Origin of the sequence: Bradyrhizobium sp. McL0615 (assembly GCF_049993905.1) — a bacterium.
Classification (GTDB): domain Bacteria; phylum Pseudomonadota; class Alphaproteobacteria; order Rhizobiales; family Xanthobacteraceae; genus Bradyrhizobium.
In genome coordinates this window covers 2,985,697-3,007,425 of the sequence record NZ_CP188254.1, presented here as the reverse complement: position 1 = coordinate 3,007,425, position 21,729 = coordinate 2,985,697, and the positions used below count along the sequence as shown (strand labels likewise).

16 protein-coding genes are annotated in these 21,729 nt (G+C 63.4%); 11 read left to right on the top strand and 5 right to left on the bottom strand.

The window, feature by feature from the left end; all coding sequences use genetic code 11:
• The first annotated feature begins 76 nt into the window (after window positions 1-76).
• Both ACPPVP_RS14280 and ACPPVP_RS14275 read left to right on the top strand, forming a co-directional pair.
• Window positions 77-1,351, top strand: a complete 1,275-nt coding sequence (locus tag ACPPVP_RS14280) for an acyl-CoA dehydrogenase family protein (RefSeq protein ID WP_426535233.1) — start codon at window positions 77-79, stop codon at window positions 1,349-1,351.
• A 179-nt stretch (window positions 1,352-1,530) separates the two neighbouring features.
• Entirely contained in the window at window positions 1,531-2,151 is a 621-nt protein-coding gene (locus tag ACPPVP_RS14275; protein ID WP_426535231.1) for a flavin reductase family protein, read from the top strand.
• An 81-nt stretch (window positions 2,152-2,232) separates the two neighbouring features.
• Here ACPPVP_RS14275 and ACPPVP_RS14270 read toward each other — a convergent pair whose 3' ends face one another.
• Window positions 2,233-2,991, bottom strand: a complete 759-nt coding sequence (locus tag ACPPVP_RS14270) for an alpha/beta fold hydrolase (RefSeq protein ID WP_426535229.1) — start codon at window positions 2,989-2,991, stop codon at window positions 2,233-2,235.
• A 183-nt stretch (window positions 2,992-3,174) separates the two neighbouring features.
• Window positions 3,175-4,053 (bottom strand): glutathione-dependent disulfide-bond oxidoreductase, encoded by an 879-nt coding sequence (gene yghU / locus ACPPVP_RS14265; protein ID WP_426537837.1) that lies wholly within the window; start codon window positions 4,051-4,053, stop codon window positions 3,175-3,177.
• A gap of 233 nt (window positions 4,054-4,286) precedes the next feature.
• Between yghU and ACPPVP_RS14260 the strand changes: the two genes are divergently transcribed.
• The 6 genes from ACPPVP_RS14260 to ACPPVP_RS14235 all read left to right on the top strand — a co-directional run bounded on the left by ACPPVP_RS14260 (window position 4,287) and on the right by ACPPVP_RS14235 (window position 10,678).
• Window positions 4,287-5,534 (top strand): branched-chain amino acid ABC transporter substrate-binding protein, encoded by a 1,248-nt coding sequence (locus tag ACPPVP_RS14260; protein ID WP_426535227.1) that lies wholly within the window; start codon window positions 4,287-4,289, stop codon window positions 5,532-5,534.
• A gap of 65 nt (window positions 5,535-5,599) precedes the next feature.
• Complete coding sequence (locus tag ACPPVP_RS14255) at window positions 5,600-6,547, top strand: branched-chain amino acid ABC transporter permease (RefSeq protein ID WP_426535225.1); 948 nt, start codon at window positions 5,600-5,602, stop codon at window positions 6,545-6,547.
• Complete coding sequence (locus ACPPVP_RS14250; RefSeq protein WP_426535224.1) at window positions 6,544-7,854, top strand: branched-chain amino acid ABC transporter permease; 1,311 nt, start codon at window positions 6,544-6,546, stop codon at window positions 7,852-7,854. Before ACPPVP_RS14255 ends, ACPPVP_RS14250 begins: the two co-directional genes overlap by 4 nt.
• Window positions 7,851-8,618 (top strand): ABC transporter ATP-binding protein, encoded by a 768-nt coding sequence (locus ACPPVP_RS14245; RefSeq protein WP_426535222.1) that lies wholly within the window; start codon window positions 7,851-7,853, stop codon window positions 8,616-8,618. Before ACPPVP_RS14250 ends, ACPPVP_RS14245 begins: the two co-directional genes overlap by 4 nt.
• A complete protein-coding gene (locus ACPPVP_RS14240; protein ID WP_426537835.1) occupies window positions 8,618-9,313 on the top strand; it encodes an ABC transporter ATP-binding protein in 696 nt (231 codons plus the stop codon). The genes ACPPVP_RS14245 and ACPPVP_RS14240 overlap by 1 nt, the downstream gene beginning before the upstream one ends.
• Before the next feature lie 213 nt (window positions 9,314-9,526).
• Entirely contained in the window at window positions 9,527-10,678 is a 1,152-nt protein-coding gene (locus tag ACPPVP_RS14235) for an aminotransferase class V-fold PLP-dependent enzyme (RefSeq protein ID WP_426535220.1), read from the top strand.
• Between the two features lie 99 nt (window positions 10,679-10,777).
• On the opposite strand, the gene ACPPVP_RS14230 is transcribed toward ACPPVP_RS14235, so the two are convergent.
• Entirely contained in the window at window positions 10,778-12,436 is a 1,659-nt protein-coding gene (locus tag ACPPVP_RS14230; RefSeq protein ID WP_426535219.1) for a flavin-containing monooxygenase, read from the bottom strand.
• A 347-nt stretch (window positions 12,437-12,783) separates the two neighbouring features.
• On the opposite strand from ACPPVP_RS14230, the gene ACPPVP_RS14225 reads away from it, so the two are divergent.
• The 3 genes from ACPPVP_RS14225 to ACPPVP_RS14215 all read left to right on the top strand — a co-directional run bounded on the left by ACPPVP_RS14225 (window position 12,784) and on the right by ACPPVP_RS14215 (window position 17,257).
• Complete coding sequence (locus tag ACPPVP_RS14225) at window positions 12,784-13,917, top strand: nitronate monooxygenase (RefSeq protein ID WP_426535218.1); 1,134 nt, start codon at window positions 12,784-12,786, stop codon at window positions 13,915-13,917.
• Window positions 13,918-14,086: 169 nt separating this feature from the next.
• On the top strand, window positions 14,087-15,607 hold the full coding sequence (locus ACPPVP_RS14220; RefSeq protein ID WP_426535216.1) for an acetyl-CoA acetyltransferase: 1,521 nt from the start codon (window positions 14,087-14,089) through the stop codon (window positions 15,605-15,607).
• Between the two features lie 114 nt (window positions 15,608-15,721).
• Window positions 15,722-17,257, top strand: coding sequence for a L,D-transpeptidase (locus tag ACPPVP_RS14215; protein WP_426535214.1), 1,536 nt, complete (start codon window positions 15,722-15,724; stop codon window positions 17,255-17,257).
• A 49-nt stretch (window positions 17,258-17,306) separates the two neighbouring features.
• On the opposite strand, the gene ACPPVP_RS14210 is transcribed toward ACPPVP_RS14215, so the two are convergent.
• On the bottom strand, window positions 17,307-18,506 hold the full coding sequence (locus ACPPVP_RS14210) for an efflux RND transporter periplasmic adaptor subunit (RefSeq protein WP_426535212.1): 1,200 nt from the start codon (window positions 18,504-18,506) through the stop codon (window positions 17,307-17,309).
• A complete protein-coding gene (locus ACPPVP_RS14205) occupies window positions 18,496-21,675 on the bottom strand; it encodes an efflux RND transporter permease subunit (protein ID WP_426535210.1) in 3,180 nt (1,059 codons plus the stop codon). Before ACPPVP_RS14205 ends, ACPPVP_RS14210 begins: the two co-directional genes overlap by 11 nt.
• Window positions 21,676-21,729 lie beyond the last annotated feature (54 nt).

Genomic DNA, 21,729 nt, shown 5'->3' with positions numbered 1-21,729 from the left:
GTCTACATTGCCGGCCAACGAGCCGAGTGCGCACCCGCAAGATCAACGTTCTTGCGCAAATGGGAGAAAATAATCCATGAAACACGCCTATATCCCGCGAACGACGACCTACAACCTCAATCCGGGCGAAGAACTCAACGATCTGCGCATGTCGGACGAAGTCCGTCCGCTGTACGAGCACGTCAAGAAGTTCATCCGCGAGACCGTTGACCCGATGTCGGTCGAGTTCGCCAAGCTCGGCGAGAAAAAGACCGACCGCTGGAGCTTCACGCCGGAACAGCTGGCGTGCCTTCAGAAGGCCAAGGACAAGGCCAAGGAAGAAGGCCTGTGGAACTTCTTCCTGCCCGATGACGAAACCGGCCAGGGCCTGAAGAATCTTGATTACGCCTATATCGCGGTCGAGCTTGCGAAAAATCCGATGGCCTCCGAAACCATGAACTGCTCGGCGCCGGACACCGGTAACATGGAGGTGCTGGAGCGCGTCGGTACCAAGGCGCAGAAGGAGAAGTGGCTGAAGCCGCTGCTGGCCGGCGAGATCCGTTCCGCCTATGCGATGACCGAACCGAACGTCGCCTCGTCAGACGCCAAGAACATCTCGACCACCGCAAAGCTCGTCGGTGACGAGTGGGTGATCAACGGCGAAAAATATTACATCTCGGGCGCCGGCGATCCGCGCTGCAAGATCATGATCGTGATGGTGAAGACCAATCCCGACGCGCCGCCGAGCAAGCAGCAGTCGCAGATCCTGGTCCCGATCGATAATCCCGGCGTCGAGATTTTGGGCCCGATGCACGTGTTCGGCCACGACCACGCACCGCGCGGTCACATGCATCTGCGCTTCAACAATTGCCGGGTGCCGAAAGAGAACATGCTGCTCGGCGAGGGCCGCGGCTTCGAAATTTCGCAGGTCCGCCTCGGACCGGGCCGTATCCATCACTGCATGCGCACCATCGGCAAGGCGGAGAAGGCGCTCGACCTGATGGTTCAGCGCGGCCTCACCCGCGAAGCTTTCGGCAAGAAGATCGCCCATCTCGGCGGCAACATGCAGATCATCGCGCAGGCGCGCTGCGAGATCGAGGCGATGCGGCTGATGGTGCTGAAGGCTGCGAAAGCGATGGACGTGCTCGGCAACAAGGAGGCGCGGATCTGGGTCAGCATGGTGAAGGCCATGGTGCCGGAGCGCACCTGCAAGATCATCGACCAGGCGATCCAGATGCACGGCGCGACCGGCATTTCGCACTGGAGCCCGCTTGGCGAGATGTACCAGGACGTCCGTCACCTGCGCTTCGCCGACGGTCCGGACGAGGTGCACTGGATGGTGGTCGGACGGCATGAGCTGAGCATGCCGTAAGGTTCTTTCTTCCCCTTCTCCCCGTTCTTACGGGGAGAAGGTCGGGATGAGGGGCTGCTTCAGCGAATTCGACAGGCAACGAGTTCGCGGAGAGTCCCCCTCACCCGGATTGCTTCGCAATCGGACCTCTCCCCGCAAGCGGGGCGAGGTAAGCATCCCGGTCAAGAGGCAATCACCCCATGCAATACGATCCCAGCGACCTGAAACCTCGCGAGCGCTACAAGGTGCTCGCATCCTTCGTGCTGCCGCGGCCGATTGCGGGGGTGACGACGATCGGCCCGACCGGCGTGGTCAACGCGGCGCCGTTCAGTTTCTTCAACGTGTTCTGCGAGGATCCGCCGTTGTGCATGTTCGCCGCCAATCTGCGGCCTGACGGCGGCGTCAAGGATACGGTGATCAATATCCGGCGTACCAATGAGTTCGTCGTCAACATGACCGACGAACCGCTGGCGCAGGCGATGCACGAAAGCAGCGGCGACTTTCCGCCTGATATCGGCGAGCCGGATTACCTGAACTTGAAGCTCGCGCCGTCGACGAAGATCGCCGTGCCGCGGCTGGCGGATGCGCCCTTTTCGATGGAATGCAGGACCTGGAAGGAAATCGACGTCAACGGCGACCGCCTGCTGGTGATGGGCGAAGGCATCCACTTCCACATCCGTGATGAATTGTGGGACCACGCCGCGATGCGCGTGCATATGGAGCGCTATCACCCGATCGGTCGGATGTTCGCGGACCGTTACTGCCGGACCGATGATCGCGTGGTGTTTCCGCCGGCGGAAGGGGCGAAGGTGTCATCGTAGGATGGGTAGAGCGAAGCGAAACCCATCACGCCTCAGCGCAAGGAAATGATGGGTTTCGCTTCGCTCTACCCATCCTACGTCCTACGAATTGGCCGGCCGGTGCGCGCGGAGGAAAGAGCGGATCTGGCGCACCGCGAGCGGCACCCTCTCCTTTGGCTCCTTCCACGGAAATAAACTCACTTCCGCGTTCGGCGCCAGCATCGCGCTCTCCATGGCGACCGCATAGGGGTGCGCCGGGATATCGTCGGGCAGGATCAAGACCGGCGTCTGGCACTGCCGCACGAAATCACGCGTTACCGTGAAGACGAAATCCGGGTCGGTGCGATACATTTTCGTCAGGAATTTTTCGGCCTGCTCCATCGTGATGTCGGGCCGGCGCTCGACAAGCTGTGGCGCCCAGCCATTGATGTTGTTGTCGTAGAACAGGTCGCGCTTCTCGGGACGCGAGCCTGACGGCATCGCCAGCACGCCCGCCACCACGCGATCTGGCGCGCGCCTGAGGAGATTCCAGATCAGGGGACCGCCGATGCAGAAGCCCAGCACCATGAATTTGTCGAAGCCGAGATGATCCATCAGCGCGAGCTGATCATCGGTGTGGGAGTCCCAGGGCCGGTCGATCTCGAGCGGACCGGAGGATTGGCCAGGCGGCGCGTTACGCAGATCGAAGGCGATGCAGCGGTACTCGTCGCCGAACTCCTTCATGGCGTTGAAGGGCGGATAGTCGCCGGTGATACGCGAGATGTTCGAATTCAGCCCACCGCCGGCGATCAGGAGCAGCGGGAAACCGGAGCCGGCCTCCTCATAATGGATGCGAACGGCTCCCTTCTCGAAAAAGCTCATGCGGTTTCCCTGCTCATGTTCCCGTCGCTGCTTTAGCTCCCTCGCCCCGCTCTTGCGGGGAGAGGGTTAGGGTGAGGGGCTCTCTCCGCGAGCGAGCTTTGTCGATAGACCTGTACCCCCTCACCCGCCGCGCGAAGCGCGCGTCGACCTCTCCCCGCAAGCGGGGCGAGGTAGGAAAGAGTGTCACGTCTTCGCGGGCTCGCCGATCTTGTCCTGCGTCTTCGTGTCGAAGTCTGAGGCCTCATGCCGCTCGTGCAACTGGCTCGCTGGATCGCCCGAGATGCGATTGACCATGCGGCCGCGCTTCACCGCCGGGCGTTTGGCGATCGCATCGGTCCAGCGCTGCACGTTCTTGTATTCCTGCACCGACAGGAATTCGCCGGCGCCGTAGACCAGGCCCTTGGCCAGCGCGCCGTACCACGGCCAGGTCGCCATGTCGGCGATGGTGTATTCGCTGCCTGCGAGGAATTCGTTATCGGCAAGACGGCGGTCGAGCACGTCGAGCTGGCGCTTCACCTCCATGGCGTAGCGGTCGATGGCGTATTCGATCTTGGTCGGCGCATAGGCGTAGAAATGGCCAAGGCCGCCGCCGAGAAACGGCGCGCTGCCCATCTGCCAGAACAGCCACGACAGGCATTCGGCCCGCACCGCGCCGCCGGCCGGCAGGAAGGCGCCGAATTTTTCGGCGAGATGCACCAGGATCGCGCCGGATTCGAACAGGCGGATCGGCGTCGGGCCGCTGCGGTCCATCAGGGCCGGGATCTTCGAGTTCGGATTGACCGCGACAAAGCCGCTGCCGAACTGGTTGCCGTCGATCTTGATCAACCAGGCGTCGTATTCCGCGCCGCTGTGGCCGGCCGCGAGCAATTCCTCGAACATGACCGTGACCTTGACGCCGTTCGGCGTCGCCAGCGAATAGAGCTGAAACGGATGGCGGCCCACCGGCAGCTCCGCCTCATGCGTAGCCCCCGCGATCGGACGGTTGATGCTGGCAAAGCGGCCGCCGCTCTCCTTATTCCAGGTCCAGACTTTCGGCGGGACGTATTCGGTGGGATCAGTGATGGGGGCATCGGTCATTAGTTTGGCTCCGGGCTTCTTTTCGGCCATGTCTTGTGATGGGCGGTCTGCCGCACGGCGGAATTATCGTGCCTCTTATATCGCCACTACCTGGTACCGCCACAAGGGCATCGCCGCCGGACAATTCGTTGTGGCGGTCGGCGCAATCTCCATGTTACGGTTTCGTATCAGCACCGCAACAAAACAAAAAGCGGGCTAGATCAGGGGAGGAATGCACCATGCTGCGAAGCAAGTGGTTGACGCCGTTCTTTGGTATGACGCTGGCCATCGCGTGTGGCGGTCAGGCTCTCGCGCAGGGGACCATCAAGGTCGCCTACACCGATCCGCTTTCAGGCCCGTTCGCGCAAGTCGGCGACGCCAATCTGAAGCAGATGCAGTACATCATCGATTACATCAATTCGAAGGGCGGCGCGCTCGGCAAGAAGTTCGAACTGGTTCCGTTCGACAACAAATCGCAGCCGTCCGACGCGCTGATCGCGCTGAAGAGCGCGACCGACCAGAACATGCCCTTCATCATGCAGTGCAGCGGCTCCAACATCGCGTCCGCCCTGATCGACGGCGTCAACAAGCACAACGACCGCAATCCAGATAACCGCATCATCTATCTGAATTGCGGCGCGGTGGCGCCCGAACTGACCAACGAGCAGTGCAGCTTCTGGCATTTCCGCTTCGACCTGCACGCCGGCATGAAGGCCGAAGTGATGGTTCGCGCCCTGCCGAAAGAGACGACCAAGGTCTACCTGATCAACCAGGACTATTTGTTCGGCCAGTCGGTGCAGCGCGAGGTGAAGAACTACCTCACCAAGCTGCGACCCGACGTTCAGGTCGTCGGCGACGAGCTGATCCCGCTCGGCAAGATCAAGGACTTCTCGCCCTACCTCACCAAGATCAAGGCCTCGGGCGCACAGGCCCTTCTGACCGGCAATTGGGGGCCGGACATGAACCTCCTGATCAAGGCCGGCGTCGATGCCGGCGCTGATCTGCGCTACTACACTTTCTATGCGCATCTGGCCGGCGGCCCGACCGCCATCGGCGTCGGCGGCGACAACCGCGTGCTGGCGGTGATGTCGTTCGGCGAAAACGTGGCGCCGGAAACCGGCAACAAGGAGGCCGAAGAGTTCACCAAGGGCTTCCGCGAGAAGCACAAGTTCGATTTCTCGGCGGCCGGCTTCCGCACCATCTTTGAATATCTGCAGGCCGCGGTGAACAAGGCCGGTTCGGTCGATCCGGCCAAGATTGCAACCGCGATGGAAGACCTGCAGGTCAAGGACTTCCTTGGCTACGACACCAAAATGCGCAAGGAAGACCACCAGATCATCAGCGAATACTTCGTCGGCACCTTCAAGAAGGGCGTGAAGTACGACGCCGAAGGCACCGGCCTCGGCTGGGCGACCTCGGCAACCATTCTCGCCAAGGACATCGACCAGCCCAATACCTGCAAGATGAAGCGTCCAAGCGCTTCCTGACCAACATAACAGTCGCCTGCTTCCCAAACGGGGAGCAGGCGTCGCGCTTTGAGTGGTCAGGTAGCATGGAAGTCTTTGTCGTCTCGCTTCTGAACGGTCTCGTCTACGGCATGCTGTTGTTCATGCTTGCGAGCGGGCTAACGCTCATCCTCAGCATGATGGGCGTGCTCAACTTCGCTCATGCCAGCGCCTACATGCTGGGCGCCTATTTCGCCTACACCATCAGCACCTATATCGGCTTCTGGCCCGCCTTGATCATCGCGCCGCTGCTCTGCGGGCTGATCGGCGCGGCCATCGAGATGTGGGGGCTGCGGCGCGTTCACCGCAACGGCCACATCGCCGAACTGCTGTTCACGTTCGGCCTTGCGCTAATCATCGAAAAGGTCGTGCAGATGTCCTGGGGCCTGCTGCCGGTGCCCTATAGGGTGCCGGAGCTGCTCGACTTCCCGCTGTTCAAAATCTACGGCACGCAATTCCCTGCCTATCGCGCCTTCATGCTGGCGATCTCGGCGGTGATGTTCGGCGCGATCTGGCTCGGTCTGACCCGCACCCGCGTCGGTCTGGTGATCCAGGCCGCGCTGACCCATCCCGACATGGCGTCCGCGCTCGGCCACAACGTGCCGCGCATTTTTACCCTGGTGTTCGCCGCCGGCACGGCGCTGGCCGGCCTCGCCGGTGTCATCGGCGGCAATTACCAGGTCACGGAGCCCGCGATGGCCTTTACCATGGGCCCGATCGTGTTCGTCGTGGTGGTGTTCGGCGGGCTCGGCTCGCTGACCGGCTGCTTCATCGCCTCGATCCTGATGGGGCTGATCCAGACCTTTGCCGTGGTGTTCGACGTTTCGCTGGCTGACCTGCTGGCGAAATTCGGCTTCACCGTGACGTCGACTACGCCGTTTGCGGAAGTCCTCAACGTGACCTTGCCGCGGGCCGGCGCGCTGCTGCCCTTCCTGATGCTGGTGCTGATCCTGGTGTTCCGGCCACGCGGGCTGATGGGGACGCGCGATACATGAACATGCTGCGCCGCCATTGGCCCTGGTTGCTGGTCCTCGTCGTCCTGCTGGCGTTCCCGTTCCTGTTCTACGACTGGAGCAAGGGCCGCCATTCCGGCTTCGTGCTGACGCTGATGAGCGAGATCGGCGTGATGGCGATCTTCGCGCTGTCCTACAACATGCTGATGGGCCAGGCCGGGCTGCTGTCGTTCGGACATGCCGTGCTGCTCGGAATGGGCGCCTATTGCGCGGCGCACGTCGTGCTTCTCGTGAAGGCCGGCTCATTCTGGCTGCCGACCGAACTGGTGCCGCTCGCCGGCGGGCTCGGCGGGTTGTTCTTCGGCTATGTCTTCGGCTGGCTGGTGACCAAGCAGCGCGCCACCGCGTTTGCGATGATCACGATGGGGCTCGGCGAACTGGTCTCCGCGGCGGCGCTGATGTTCATGGGCTTCTTCGGTGGCGAAGGTGGCATCGCGATCGATCGCGTGATGGACACCAGCCTGCTCGGCGTCAAATACGCCTCGTCCTGGCAGGTCTACTGCCTGGTGTTGGCCTGGGCCTTTATCGCCGCGGCCCTGATGCGGCTGCAGACCCAGACGCCGCTTGGCAGCATCGCCAACGCCACCCGCGACAATTTCGAGCGCGCCCAGTTCGTCGGCTACGATCCGCGCGTGGTGCGGCTCTACCAGTTCGCTCTCTCGGGCTTCTTCGCCGGCATCGCCGGTGGACTATACGTGCTGATCTACGAAATCGTCACCTTCGACACGGTGTCTGCGGGCAAGTCTGCGAATGCGCTGCTCGCCGTCTATATCGGCGGCGCCGGCGGGTTCTTCGGACCGATCCTCGGTACCATCGTGGTGGTGCTGCTGCAGAGCGGGGTCAGCCTGCTCAGCAACGCCTGGCTGCTCTATGTCGGCGTGCTGTTCATCGTGATGGTGATGTACGCGCCGGGCGGGCTGATCGGACTGATCTTCATGCATGTGCCGATCTGGCGCGCCGGGCGCCTGCGCGAACTGGCGCTTCCTTACGCGCGGGCATTTCCGCCGGCGCTATTGGTGTTGCTGGGTTTTGTGTTGATGGTCGAGCTGGCGTCCTTCACCACGATTGGCGCCGCCCAGGGCAAGAAGTTCTCGATTGGCGGGCACCTCATTGACACCACGGCGCCATTGCCATGGGTCGTCGCCCTCGCCGCCCTGGTGCTTGGCGGGTTGTGGCTGCGCCGCGAGGCCCACGGTTTCCGCGAGCGCTGGGACGCGCTGATGGAAGGCGCCAAGATCCAGGATGGCGTCAAGATACAAGGCGTAAAAGTGCAGGAGGCAATGTCGTGAGCGCCGATGCCGCAGGCGTGCCCGCCGTCGAGCTGCGCGACGTGTGCAAAAAGTTCGGCGCCACCGAAATCATCCGCGGCGTCAATCTCTCGATTCCCCGCGGCGAGCGCCATGCCATCATCGGCCCCAACGGGGCCGGCAAGACCACGCTGTTCAACCTGATCTCGGGACGCTTTCCGATCAGCTCCGGCTCGATCACGGTCAACGGCCAATCGATCGCCGATCTGGCGCCGCAGGAGATCAACCGGCTCGGTCTTTCGCGCAGCTTTCAGATCACGTCGATCTTTCCGCGCATGAGCGTGTTCGAGAACATCCGCTGCGGGCTGTTGTGGTCGCAGGGATACCGCTACTCGTTCTGGCACCTGCTCGGGCGGCAGAAGGCGCTGAACGCTGCCGCCGACCAATTGCTCGAGCGGCTGAAGCTTTCGAACCGGCGAAACCTTCAGGCCGGCTTGCTGTCCTATGCCGAACAGCGGGCGCTGGAGATCGGCATCACCATCGCCGGGGGCGCCGAAACCATCCTGCTCGACGAGCCGACGGCCGGCATGAGCCACAGCGAGACCGACTCAGCCGTCGCGCTGATCCGCAGCGTCACGGAAGGCAAGACGCTGATCATGGTCGAGCACGACATGAGCGTGGTGTTCGGCCTCGCCGACCGCATCACCGTGCTGGTCTATGGCGAAGTCATTGCTTCCGATGCACCGACCGCCATCCGTGGCAATGCCGCCGTGCAGGAAGCCTATCTCGGGACGGTGGCGGCATGATGCTCGAGGTCCGCGATCTCCATGCCTTCTACGGCAAGAGCCACATCCTGCAGGGCGTCGACCTCAGGGTCGATCAGGGCGAGATCGTCAGCCTGCTCGGCCGCAACGGCGTCGGCCGCTCGACCGCCTGCAAGACCATCATGGGCCTGGTGGCGCCGGTCGGCAAAATCGGCTTCAAGGGCCGCGCCATCGCAGGGCTGCGGCCCGACCAGATCGCCCATCTCGGCATCGGCTACGTGCCGGAGGACCGCCAGGTGTTTCCGGGATTGACCGTGCGGCAGAACCTCGAACTCGGGCTGAAGCGCGCCGGCGTCGTCGGGCGCTGGAAATTCGAGGACGTGTTTGCACTGTTTCCCAATCTCGCCGCGCGCCAGGACAATCCGGCCGGCGTGCTGTCGGGCGGCGAGCAGCAGATGCTGACGATGTGCCGCACCCTGATGGGCGACCCGGATCTGGTCATCATCGACGAACCCACCGAGGGACTGGCGCCCAAACTCGTCGAACAGGTCGGCACGCTGCTCGACGAAATCGCCAAGCGCGGCACCGCGATCCTGCTGGTGGAGCAGAAGCTCACCATCGCGCTGAGAATTTCCCGCCGTCTCTACGTGATGGGCCACGGCCGCATCGTGTTCGAGGGAACGCCCACCGAGCTCGCCGCCAATGCCGGAGTGCGCAAGGAGTGGTTGGAGGTTTAACGGGCGCGGTGCGTAGGGTGGGCAAAGGAGCGCAGCGACGTGCCCACCATCCATCACCGAGTACGCTGTGAGATGGTGGGCACGCTTCGCTTTGCCCACCCTACGGCAGCTGCGGATTAGGACGCTTCAGGCCACAACTCGGAGCAATGCCTTTGTGGCTGGTGCGGCCGGGATAAGTCATATTGGACTGGTCCTCACCACGAGACCATCCAGATGCTTCCGTCACAGCGTGCCCTGTTCGATATTCCCCGCGATATCTGCTACCTCAACGCCGCCTCCTACAGCCCGTTGCCGATCCGGACATTGGAGGCAGGCCGTACCGCGGTGGGGCGCAAGGGCAGGCCCTGGACGCTCGAGGCTGGTTTTGCCTACGCGCAGCACGAACGTGCACGGACCGCTGCCGCCCGGCTGATCGACGCCGAGCCTTCCGACATCGCGTTGATTCCTTCGATCAGTTACGGCGTCGCGACGGCGGCGAAGCTTCTGACGCCCGGCCGCGGCACGCGCGTCCTCGTGCTGGAAAACGATCACTCCTCCCCTGTGCTGGAATGGCAGACGCGGGCCGATGCGGCAGGATTCACCGTCGAGACCATCAAGCAACCTGACGACGCCGACTGGACGTCGGCAGTTCTCGAAAGCATCGAACGAACAGGCGGACCGCCGGTCAGCCTGGCCTCGATCTCCTCGGTGCACTGGTCGGACGGCGGGCTGATCGATATCGACAAGGTCGGCACGGCGCTCCGGCAGCGGGGTGCTGCCTTCCTGATCGACGCGACGCAAAGCGCCGGTGTGCTGGCGATGGACGTGAAGCGTCTCGACCCGGATTTCATGATCTTCCCGACCTACAAATGGCTGCTCGGGCCCTACGGCCGCGCCTTTCTCTATGTCGCCAAACGACACCAGAACGGCATCCCGCTGGAGCAGACGTCTGCCGGGCGCCGCAACGTGCGCGCCGAGAACGCGGTGTATTTCACCGATCTCAGTTACGTTCCCGATGCACGCCGTTTCGACATGGGCGAACGCGATCATTTCATCTCGATGGAAATGGCCTCGATCGGCATGGAGATGGTGGCCGAATGGAGCGCACCGGCTATCATGCAACGTCTCACGATGCTGACGGAGCGGATCGCAGCCGGCGTGCGCGGCATCGGCGTCAGCGTTCCGGAGCCCCATCTGCGGGCGCCGCATATTTTGAGTCTCGCCTTCAAGGGCGGGATGCCGCCGGGCCTCGTTGAGGGACTGGCAAGCGATGGTGTCTATGTCGCGCCGCGCCTGGGCCGGATGCGTATCTCGCCGCACGTGTACAATGACGAGGCTGATGTAGATCGGTTCGTTGAGGTGCTGACGCGGCGGCTGCGCGGCTGACTTGTAGGGTGGGCAAAGGCGCGTTTGCGCCGTGCCCACCATATTCACGCCACGCTGCAAGATGGTGGGCAGCTGCGCTTTGCCCACCCTACGAAGACGTCAGGACACCGCCACTTCCAGCGGCTGTTCGACCCGCTCCATCACAAAGCCCTCATATCCCTTGGCCGCGACGTCATTGCAGATCTGCCGGTAAGGGCCGACACCGCCGATATAGGGCATGAAAATCCTCGGCTTGCCCGGGACGTTGGCGCCCATGTACCAGGAATTGGCCGTCGGATAGAGCGTGGTGTAGGCGACCTCGTTGACGTGAGTGACCCATTTGTCTTCGGCGTCCTGGCTCGCCTCCATCGTATCGAGACCCTGGTCGCGCATATAGGCCATGCAGTCGGCGATCCAGTCGACATGCTGCTCGATCGAGACAATCATGTTCGACAGCACCGATGGGCTGCCCGGGCCGGTGATGACAAAGAGATTGGGAAAGCCTGCGCTCATCAGCCCGAGATAGGTGCGTGGACCTGCGGACCATTTGTCGTTCAGCGTCCTGCCGTCCCGGCCGCGAATATCGATCTTCGCCACCGACCCCGTCATGGCGTCAAAACCGGTCGCCAGCACCAGCGCATCGACTTCGTAATCCTCGCCGCCGACGCGCACGGCATTCTCCGTGATCTCCTCGATCGGATTGGACCTGATGTCGACCAGCGCCACGTTGGGACGATTGAAGGCTGCAAAATAATCGGTGTCGATGCAGATACGTTTGGAGCCGATCGGATGGTTGTTCGGCTGCAGCAGCTTTGCCGTTTCCGGGTCCTTGACGATCTCGGCGATTTTTTCGCGGACGAAATTCGCGGCGGTGTCGTTGGCCGTCTTGTCGAGCCCGAGATTGTTGTAGACCGACATGAAGGTGAGCCCGCCGCGGTCCCAGCGCGCCTGGTAATTCGAGCGCCGCTCGTTGTCGCCATCGTCGAGCGCGCCGCGATCGGGCACCTCGGTATAGATGCCATTCTTCGCCACCTCGCGCGCAAAGCGCCTGATCTCCGGATAGTTGGCGCGAAACTTCTCCCGCTCCTGCTCGCTGAGCGCAGCGTTGCGGGCGGGAATGGAGAAATTCGCAGTGCGCTGGAATACCGTCAGCTGGCTCGCCTGTTCGGCAATGACCGGCACCGACTGGATCGCCGACGATCCCGTGCCGATGACGCCGACGCGCTGGCCGCTGAAATCGACCGCTTCGTGCGGCCAGTGACCGGTGTGGTAGACCTTGCCCTTGAATTGATCGAGACCCTTGATGTCGGGCATCCGCGCATTCGACAGGCAGCCGGTGGCGAGCACGACAAATTTTGCGGCGACCGTCCTGCCGTCCGAGGTCGAGACCGACCACAGCGAAGTCGTCTCGTCGAACACGGCACTTTCGACGCGGGTGTTGAACTGGATGTCAGGACGCAGGTCGAAACGATCCGCGACATGGTTGGCGTATTGCAAGATCTCCGGCTGCGGCGCGTAACGCTCGCTCCAGTCCCATTCCTGCTGCAGCTCTTCGGAGAACGAATAGGAATATTGCATGCTCTCGACGTCGCAACGCGCGCCGGGATAGCGGTTCCAGTACCAGGTGCCGCCGACACCCGAGCCCTGCTCAAAAACCCGCGCCGTCATGCCCTGCCCGCGCAGCCGGTGCAGCATGTACATACCGGCAAAGCCAGCACCGACCACGACGACGTCGTAAGTCTCGGTAGATTTGGCGGCGGCAGATGGCATTGCGGACATGAATAAGGGCTCCCTGATGTTTTCTTTGATTTGGCAAACAGCATTCCTTCCGTAGCGCCAAAGCGCAAGACGCAAATGGGCCGCATGGCATTGCATATTCTACGAGATGGAATTGCCCGTTCCTCACGGTGAGGAGGCGCGTCAGCGCCGTCTCGAACCATGTTGCCCCGCTATTGCGACAGCCGGGCTTTCATCCCTCGAGACGCCGCTAACGCGGCTCTTCAGGATGAGGATGAAGGCCGATCCATTATGCGGACTGGTAGTGCTTGGCATGCAAGCCTTGCTTGGGCTAGCGTCGCCGGAAACGCCGAGCAGCTAGCGGAAATGCGGCCACGGGAGGACACACCATGAAATCGCCGATCTGCGACATGCTGGGAATTGAGTTTCCGCTGCTCGCCTTCAGCCATTGTCGCGACGTGGTCGCGGCTGTCAGCCGCGCCGGCGGCTTTGGCGTGCTGGGCGCGACCGCGCACTCGCCGGAGACCATCGAGCTGGAACTGAAATGGATCGACGATCACACCGACGGCAAGCCCTACGGGCTCGACGTGCTGATCCCGGAAAACATTTCGACCGCGGGCGAAAAGGACGTCACCTGGAAAAGCCTGGAGGCGCGGATCTCGCCGCAGCATCGCGACTTCACCCGAAATCTCCTGAAGAAATACGGCATCGAACTGACGACGACCAACGTCGCCGACAACCAGCCGCAGCCGTTCGACGCGCAGCGCGCGCTCGATGTGCTCGACGTCTCCTTTCGCCATCCGATCAAGCTAATCGCGAACGCGCTCGGCGTGCCGCCGAAGGCGATGATCGACAAGGGCCGCAAGCATGGCGTGCCGGTTGCAGCCCTCATCGGCTCCAAGGAACATGCGCTGCGGCAGGTCGCGGCCGGCGTCGATATCCTGGTAGCCCAAGGCACCGAGGCCGGCGGCCATTGCGGCGAGGTCTCGACTATGGTGCTGGTGCCCGAAGTGATCAAGGCGATCAAGCCGATCTGCGACGCGCCGGTGCTGGCCGCCGGCGGCATCATGACCGGGCGGCAGATGGCGGCCTGCATGGCGATGGGCGCAGCCGGTGCGTGGACCGGCTCGGTGTGGCTGGCGACGGTGGAATCCGAGACCACCGAAATCTTCCGCGAGAAAATGATCGCGGCTTCCTCACGCGACGCGATCCGCTCCAAGGGCCGCACCGGAAAGCCGGCGCGGCAATTGCGCTCGGTGTGGACCGACGCGTGGGACCGCGGACCGGACAGCCCTGGCGCGCTGCCGATGCCGCTGCAGAGCATCATCAGCCGCGACGCCTTCAACTCGATCGACCGCGCCGCCGCCGCAGGGAATGCACAGGCGCGCGATCTCGTGAGTTACTTTGTCGGCCAGGGCGTCGGACTGATTGACAGCGTAAAGTCGGCCGGCGCCGTGGTGCAGGAATTCAAGGAAGATTTCGCCGACGCGGTGGAGCATATGAATATGCTGATGGAGGAGTGAAGGCCTCTCCACGTCATTGCCTGCGACAAACGCGAAGCGTTTGCGCAAGGGAGCGTAAGCGACGAAGCAATCCATACTTCCTTTGCCGCACCATGGATTGCTTCGCTTCGCTCGCAATGACGGAATAGCGAACTGCGAATTGACTCTCTAGAAAGCGAAACAAGAAAAAATGCCGAACAACAACTCCCCCCTCCCCGAAGACCGCATTCCCGTCATCGTCGGCGTCGGCGAAATCGCCGACCGACCCAAGGACATCGCCGCCGGCCTCGAACCACTGGCACTGCTCGAAGCAGCGGTGCGGCGGGCGGAGGCGGATAGCGGGGCAAAACTGCTCGGGGAACTCGGCTCGCTCGACGTCGTCAATTTCCTGAGCTGGCGTTACCGCGATCCCGAGAAGCAGCTCGCGGCGCGGCTCGGCGCCAATCCGGCGCATTGTTATTACGGTCCGGTCGGCGGCGAGAGCCCGATCCGCTACATCCACGAAGCCGCAAAGCGCATCGCCCGCGGCGAATGCAGCGTGGCGGTGGTCTGCGGCGCGGAAGCGCAATCCACCGCAACCAAGGCCGAGCGCGGCGGCATCACGCTGCCGTGGACGCCGTTCGCCCATGACGTCGAGGAGCCGAAGCGCGGCGCGGCGTTCCAGAAGCCGATGGCGGTGAAGCTCGGCGTGTTCCGCCCCATTACGGTCTATCCGCTGTATGAATCCGCCACATCAGCGCATTGGGGCCAGACCCCGCGCGAGGCGCTCGCCGAATCCGGCGCGCTGTGGTCGACCTATGCGCGCGTCGCTTCCGGAAATGAAAATTCATGGCTGAAGAAGCGCTTTACGGCTGACGAGATCACCACGCCGACGCCTGAGAACCGGCTGATTGCCTGGCCCTACACAAAACTGATGGTAGCCAATCCGACCGTGAACATGGGCGGCGCAGTGCTGCTGACGTCGCTCGCAAAAGCCCGCGCGGCCGGCGTACCCGAAGACCGCTTGATCTATCCGATCGGCGGCGCCTCGGCGGAAGAGCCGCGCGATTATCTGGTGCGCGACCAGTTCTACGAAAGCCATCCGCAGAACGCGGTACTGAAGGCAGTGATGGATCTGGTCGAAGGCGACGGCAAGAAATTTGACGCCATTGAGCTCTATAGCTGCTTCCCCTGCGTGCCCAAGATGGCGCGGCGGACGCTGGGCTTGGGCCCCGACGTGCAGCCGACGGTAACCGGCGGCCTCACCTTCTTCGGCGCGCCGCTCAACACCTATATGACGCACGCCGCCATCGCGATGGTGCGCAGCCTGCGCAACAAGGGCAAGCTCGGCCTGCTCTACGGCCAGGGCGGGTTTGTTACCAAGCATCATGGCCTGGTGCTGTCACGCGAGGCGCCGAAGCAGTCCCTTGAGCAGGAGACCAGCGTGCAGGCCGAGGCCGACCGGCGTAAACGGGCCGTGCCGGACTTCGTCACCGAAGCCAACGGTAAGGGCAAGGTCGAGGCGTTCACCGTGATCTACAAGGGCAAGGGTGAGGTCGAGCACGGCGTAGTGATGATGCGTACCGAGGCCGACGCGCGGGCGCTGGCCCGCATCCCCGCCAATGACGGTGCGACGCTCGAGCATTTGCTGAACCTGGACCGTACGCCGGTAGGCTCGGTGGGCAAGGTTGTGACGGCCGAGGATGGCGTGCTGGAGTGGCGGGTGGGATAGCCACACGCCCCCGGTTCCCGTCCCCGCTTGCGTCAGCTAACCGCACTTCGCCCCGCGCGGACTGTCGTGTATGAGTTAACGAAGCACCGACAGGCATCTCGACCAGGGAATGACATGGCAAATCGATCCAGGACCGCGCGAACCACTGCGGCGGCGCGGCGTTGGGTTCCTCCTGCCATCATGACGTTCGCGGCGATGGCCGCCCTGACGGCGCTGACCGCCGACGCCGCGGCGAGACAGGCACCGCGTCCAGCCGCTATCAAGGAGACGACCGCCGCGCGCGATGCCGGCGAGCCGATCATGGCCATCGTGTCGATCAGGACCCAGCACGTCACTTTATACGATACCGAAGGGTGGATCCTGCGCGCGCCGGTGTCGACCGGAACCACGGGACGCGAGACGCCGGCCGGCGTCTTTGCGGTCGTCGACAAGGAAAAAGATCACCACTCGAACATGTATGACGATGCCTCGATGCCGAACATGCAGCGCATCACCTGGAACGGCATCGCTCTGCACGGCGGGCCCCTGCCCGGCTACGCGGCCTCCCACGGCTGCGTGCGGATGCCGTTCGGCTTTGCCGAAAAGCTGTTCGACAAGACGCGAATCGGAATGCGAGTGATCATCTCGCCCGAGAACGCCGAGCCGGTGGAATTCTCGCATCCGGCGCTGCTGGTGCCGAAGGCGGAGGCCATCGCGGCCGCGCCGGCCAGGGCGGAGGCGCTGCCCCGCGAGGCGGGCGAGGCGGCCAAAGCGGCCGATGAGACCAAGAAGGCCGCAGCGACAGCCGCGCGCGAGACGGCTTCGCTAACGGCATCGCTGCGCAAGCTGGAGGGACAGAAAGCCCGCGCTGAGGCGGAACTCGCCTCCGCCGAGAAGGCGCTCGTTTCAGCCAAGACCGACGAGACCAGGGCGCGGGCCGAGGACCTCAAGCAAAAGGCCACCGCCAAGGCCGCGGAACTGGGAACGCAGCTCGACGCCGCCAAGGCCGACGCGACATCGAAGCTCGACGCCGCGGCCGCCGCGAAAGAAGCGGCCAAGGTGGCCCAGGCGCGGAAGGCCGCCACCGCCAAGGCGGCGAGCGAGGCCAAGCTCGCGCTCGAGCCGGTCTCGATCTATGTCAGCCGCGCGACGCAAAAGCTTTACGTGCGCCGCCAGACGCAGAAGCCGGCGCCCGACGGCGGCGGCGTGGTGTTCGACGCAACGATCGAGGTTCCGGTCAAGATCAGCAATCCCGAAAGGCCGATCGGTACGCATGTGTTCACGGCGGTGGCGCGCAACGAATCGGGCCTGCGCTGGACCGCGGTCACCATCGACCACGGAGACGACGCCAAGTCCGCACTCGACCGCATCACCATCCCGCAGGAGGTGCTCGATCGCATCGCGCCGACGGCGCTGCCGCGATCCTCGATCATCATCTCGGATGAGCCGCTGAGCAAAGAAACCAACTATCGCACCGAGTTCGTCACGGTGCTGAGCAATCAGCCGCAAGGCGGCTTCATCACGCGCAAGCCCACGCCGCCGGATATCCTCGTCGACGGCCCCAACGACGACGGCTTCAACCCTTTTTTCCAGGCCTGGAACCCTCAGGCCGTCAATACGCGCCGGCGTGGTGGCCAAGAGTATCAGCCGGTGCAACCGCGCTGGTGGTAAGGAGCGACGCGCATCCACTGCTCGGATAAGCGCGAGATGAAGGGAAGCCCTACCCCTTCACGTCCTGCTTCTCCGACGCCGTCGCGGGCTTGCCTTTGGCATCGCTACCGACCACGCGGACCTGGTCGCCATCGGCGATACCGTCCGGCGGCGCGGTGATAATGCGGTCGTCGGCTGCGAGGCCGGAGGCCAGCTCGATATCCTTGCCGAGATCGCGCGCGATCGTCACGGTCTTGAACAGCACCCTGTCGTTTGGACCGACAGTGGCGACCCGCAGGCCATCCTTGTTGAAGATCAGCGCACTGGCGGGAATGTGCAGCGGCACGGCGTCGCGCAGCAGCGGCAGGCGGACGCTGGCATAGCCGCCCGGCATCAATTCGCCGTTCGCATTGTCGAGTGCGAGCTGCATGCGGGTCGTCCCGGAAGATACATCGACCGATTGCGAGGAGGCCTCCACCGTCGCCGCAAACGTGCGGTTCGGATATTCCGGCATCGTCAGCGCAGCCTTCGCACCGATCTTGATCGCGGGCACATAGTTCTGCGGTACGTTGACGTAGACGCGGAGTCTGGCGATGTCGGATACCACGAACATCGGGGGACCCGAGCCGCCGCCGGCATTGATCAGCGCGCCCACGTCCGTGTCGCGCGAAGTGACCACGCCATCGAAGGGGACCGTGATCTTCTTGTAGCCAGCGAGCGCTTCCAGCCGTTCGACGTTGGCCTGGCCGGATTTGACGGCGGCCTTCTTGTTGTTGAGGTCCGCCGTGCGCTCATCGATTTCCTGCATCGAGACAAAGTTCGAGGCGAGCAGCGATTTGCGGCGCGTCAGCGTTGCTTCCGACAGTTGTGCGCTCGATTGCTGACTGACGAGATCGGCCCTCGCCTGCAGCAACTGCTGATCGAGGTCCGGCGCCTCGATCTCGGCGATCACATCGCCTGCCCTGACCTTCGCGCCGATGTCCGCATTCCAGCTTTTGAGATAACCGCTGACACGCGCAAAAATCGGTGCGCGCGAATAGGCTTCCAGCCGGCCCGGCAGGTCGATGGTAGGGCTGAGCGCCCTCCCGCTCGGAAGCGCGACGGCGACCGAGGGAATCGCCTGCGCATCGGTCCATTCCTTGAGTTTCGCGCTGGAATCCTCGCGGGCACGGATGCCGGTGGCGACGATCAGCCCCGCGCCGATCAAGGCCGCTACCCCGAATAGGCCCAGCTTCCGGCGTGAGACCGGCGGGCTCGGTTCAGTGGGCATGCGGCATCTCCGGTGAGGCGGCGGCTTTGGCGCCTTGTTTCTTGTGTACCATACTGAACACCACTGGAACAAACATCAGGGTGGCGATCGTTGCAAAAATCAGGCCGCCGATCACGGCGCGCCCGAGCGGGGCGTTCTGCTCGCCGCCCTCGCCGAGACCCAGCGCCATCGGCGCCATGCCGATGATCATGGCAAGCGCCGTCATCAGCACCGGACGGAAGCGGACGAAGCCGGCTTCGAGAGCGGCGGCGACGGGATCGCCGAGCTCTTCGTAGCGCTCGCGCGCGAAGCTGATGACCAGTACGCTGTTGGCGGTCGCCACGCCCATGCACATGATCGCGCCGGTCAGCGCCGGCACCGACAGCGTGGTCTGGGTCGTGAACAACATCCAGACGATGCCGGCGAGCGCCGCCGGCAGCGCCGTGATGATCACGAAAGGATCGGACCAGGACTGGAAGTTCACCACGATCAGGAAATAGATCAGCACCACCGCAGCGAGCAGGCCGAACAGCAGGCCGGAGAAGGAGCTGTTCATGGTCTGCACCTGGCCGAGCAGCACCACCGACGAGCCTTTGGGCACGTCCTTGGCCGTGTCTGCCATCGCAGCCCGGACGTCGGCGGAGACCGCGCCGAGATCGCGGCCCTGCGGCGTCGCGAAGATCTGCACCAACGGCTGGATGTCGTATTGGGACACAACCGCGCTGGATGTCGCGCGCTTCAGGTCCGCAATGCCACCCAGGATCGGCGCCTGTGGATTGCCCGTCGCCGTGATCGGCAGTCCCTGCAGCGCACTGAGCGAGTCCATCTTGTATTGCGGCGTCTGCATCACGATCGAATAGGACACGCCGTTGTCGGGGTTGAGATAATAAGTGGGCGCCACCTGCGCGCTGCCGGCCAGATTGACCACGAGGCTGTTGGTGACGTCGCGTTCGGTCAGGCCGACATACTGTGCCCGGGTGCGATCGACCTCGATATTAAAGGTGGGCGCGTTCGGCGATTGCTGGATGCGCGCATCGGCGATCCCGGGAATCTTCTTGATGCGGCTCAGCAGCTTGTTGGCGTACGAAAAATTACCTTCCGAATTGGGTCCGCGGATCTGCAGGTCAATCGGCGCCGGGGCGCCGAAATTCAGGATCTGGCTGACGATGTCGGCCGGCAGGAACGAGAAGCTCATGCCGGGGAACTGCCGCGGCAACTGCTCGCGAAGCAACTGCACGTGCTGCTCTGTCGGCTTGTGACCTTCCTTGAGCTTGATTTGAATGTCGCCGTCCGCCGGACCGATCACGCCGGTGTTGTTGTAGGTCATGTTGATGCCCGAGATCGGCATGCCGATATTGTCGGTCATCGTCTCGATCTCGCCGGGCGGAAGGATCTTGCGGATCGCCTTCTGCACGTCGGCGAGCTGGTTGGCGGTCTCCTCGACGCGGGTGCCGATCTGGGTACGGACATGCATCAGGATGTTGCCGGCATCGACGGCCGGAAAGAAGTTGCGGCCGAGATAGGGCACCAGCAGGAACGAGAGCGCAACTACCCCGAGGAAGCCGGTGACGAACAGCGGCCGTCGCCGCAATGCCATCGACAGAAGATCGTGATAGGTGCCGCGAATGCGCTCGAACCGCGCCTCGAAGCCGCGCTGGAACAGCACCAGCGGATTGTACGTCTTCGGCGGTCCGCCCTCGTGGTGGACATGCGGCTGCAGCAGATATTTCGCCATCGTCGGCACCAGCGTGCGCGACAGGATGAACGACCAGATCATTGCGAACATCACGGCTTCGGCCATCGGCACGAACAGGAAGCGCGCGACACCCTGCAGGAAGAACATCGGCACGAACACGATGCAGATGCAGAGCAGCGACACGAACGCCGGCGTCACGATCTGGTTGGCGCCGTCCAGAATCGACTGCTCGACCGGCTTGCCCTGCTCCAGATGGTAATTGATGTTTTCGATGGTGACCGTAGCGTCGTCGACGAGGATGCCGACCGCAAGCGCCAAGCCGCCGAGCGTCATGATATTGAGCGTCTCGCCGATCGCCGACAGCATGATGATGGCGCCGAGCACCGACAGCGGGATCGAGATGGCGATGATGACGGTGGAACGCCAGCTGCCGAGAAACAGCAGGATCATCACGCTGGTCAGGAGCGCCGCGATGACACCTTCAACGGCAACGCCCTCGATCGCGCCGCGGACGAACACCGACTGGTCGCCGATGAAGCCGATCTTGAGCGCGTCAGGAAGCTGGTCCTTGACGTCGATCACCTTCTGCTTGATGCCGGCGATGATATCGAGCGTCGAGGTCGCGCCCGCCTTCAGCACCATCATCAGGACGGAGCGGTTGCCGTCGACGTGAACGATGTTGGTTTGCGGCGGATTGCCGTCGCGGACGGTGGCGACGTCGCCGACATAGACCATCGCACCGTTGACCGTCTTGATTGGCAGGTTGCCAAGCTCTTCCATCTTGAGCGGCGAGTTGTTGAGCTGGATGTTGTATTCGAACTGGCCGATCTTCTGGGTGCCTACGGGGGTAATCAGGTTCTGCGCGGCAAGCGCGTTGGCGACGTCCTGCCCGGACAGGCCGCGCGCCTGCAGCGCGGCGGGGATGAGGTCGATCTGGACCTGGCGCTGCTTGCCACCGAACGGATAGGGAATGGCGGCGCCCGGCACGGTGACAAGCGGAGTCCGCAGCTGGTTGATGCCGATATCAGCCAGGTTTTGCTCGGTCAGCCCCTCGCCCGACAGCGCCACCTGGATGATTGGAACGGTGGATGCGCTGTAGTTGAGGACGAGCGGCGGGGTCGCTCCTGGGGGCATCTGCTTCAGCAGCGTCTGCGAAATCGCCGTCACCTGGGCGTTGGCGGTACGGATGTCGACGTTGGGCTGGAAGAAGATCTTGACGATGCCGATGCCGTTATAGGAATTGGCGACGATATGCTCGATATCGTTGACGGTCGTCGTCAACGCCCGCTGGAACGGCAGGATGATGCGCCCGGACATCTGGTCCGGCGGCAGGCCGGTATAATTCCAGACTACCCCGATGACGGGAATCCGGATGTCCGGAAAGATATCAGTCGGCGTGCGCAGTGCAGCCAGCGGCCCGATGATCAACAACAGCAGGGCGAGCACGACAAACGTATACGGCCGGCTCAGTGCAATACGGACCAGCGCGATCATGTAAGAAGCATTCCCCGAGGGCCCCACAGCCGGATGGGAACTGGCGCTGCAAAA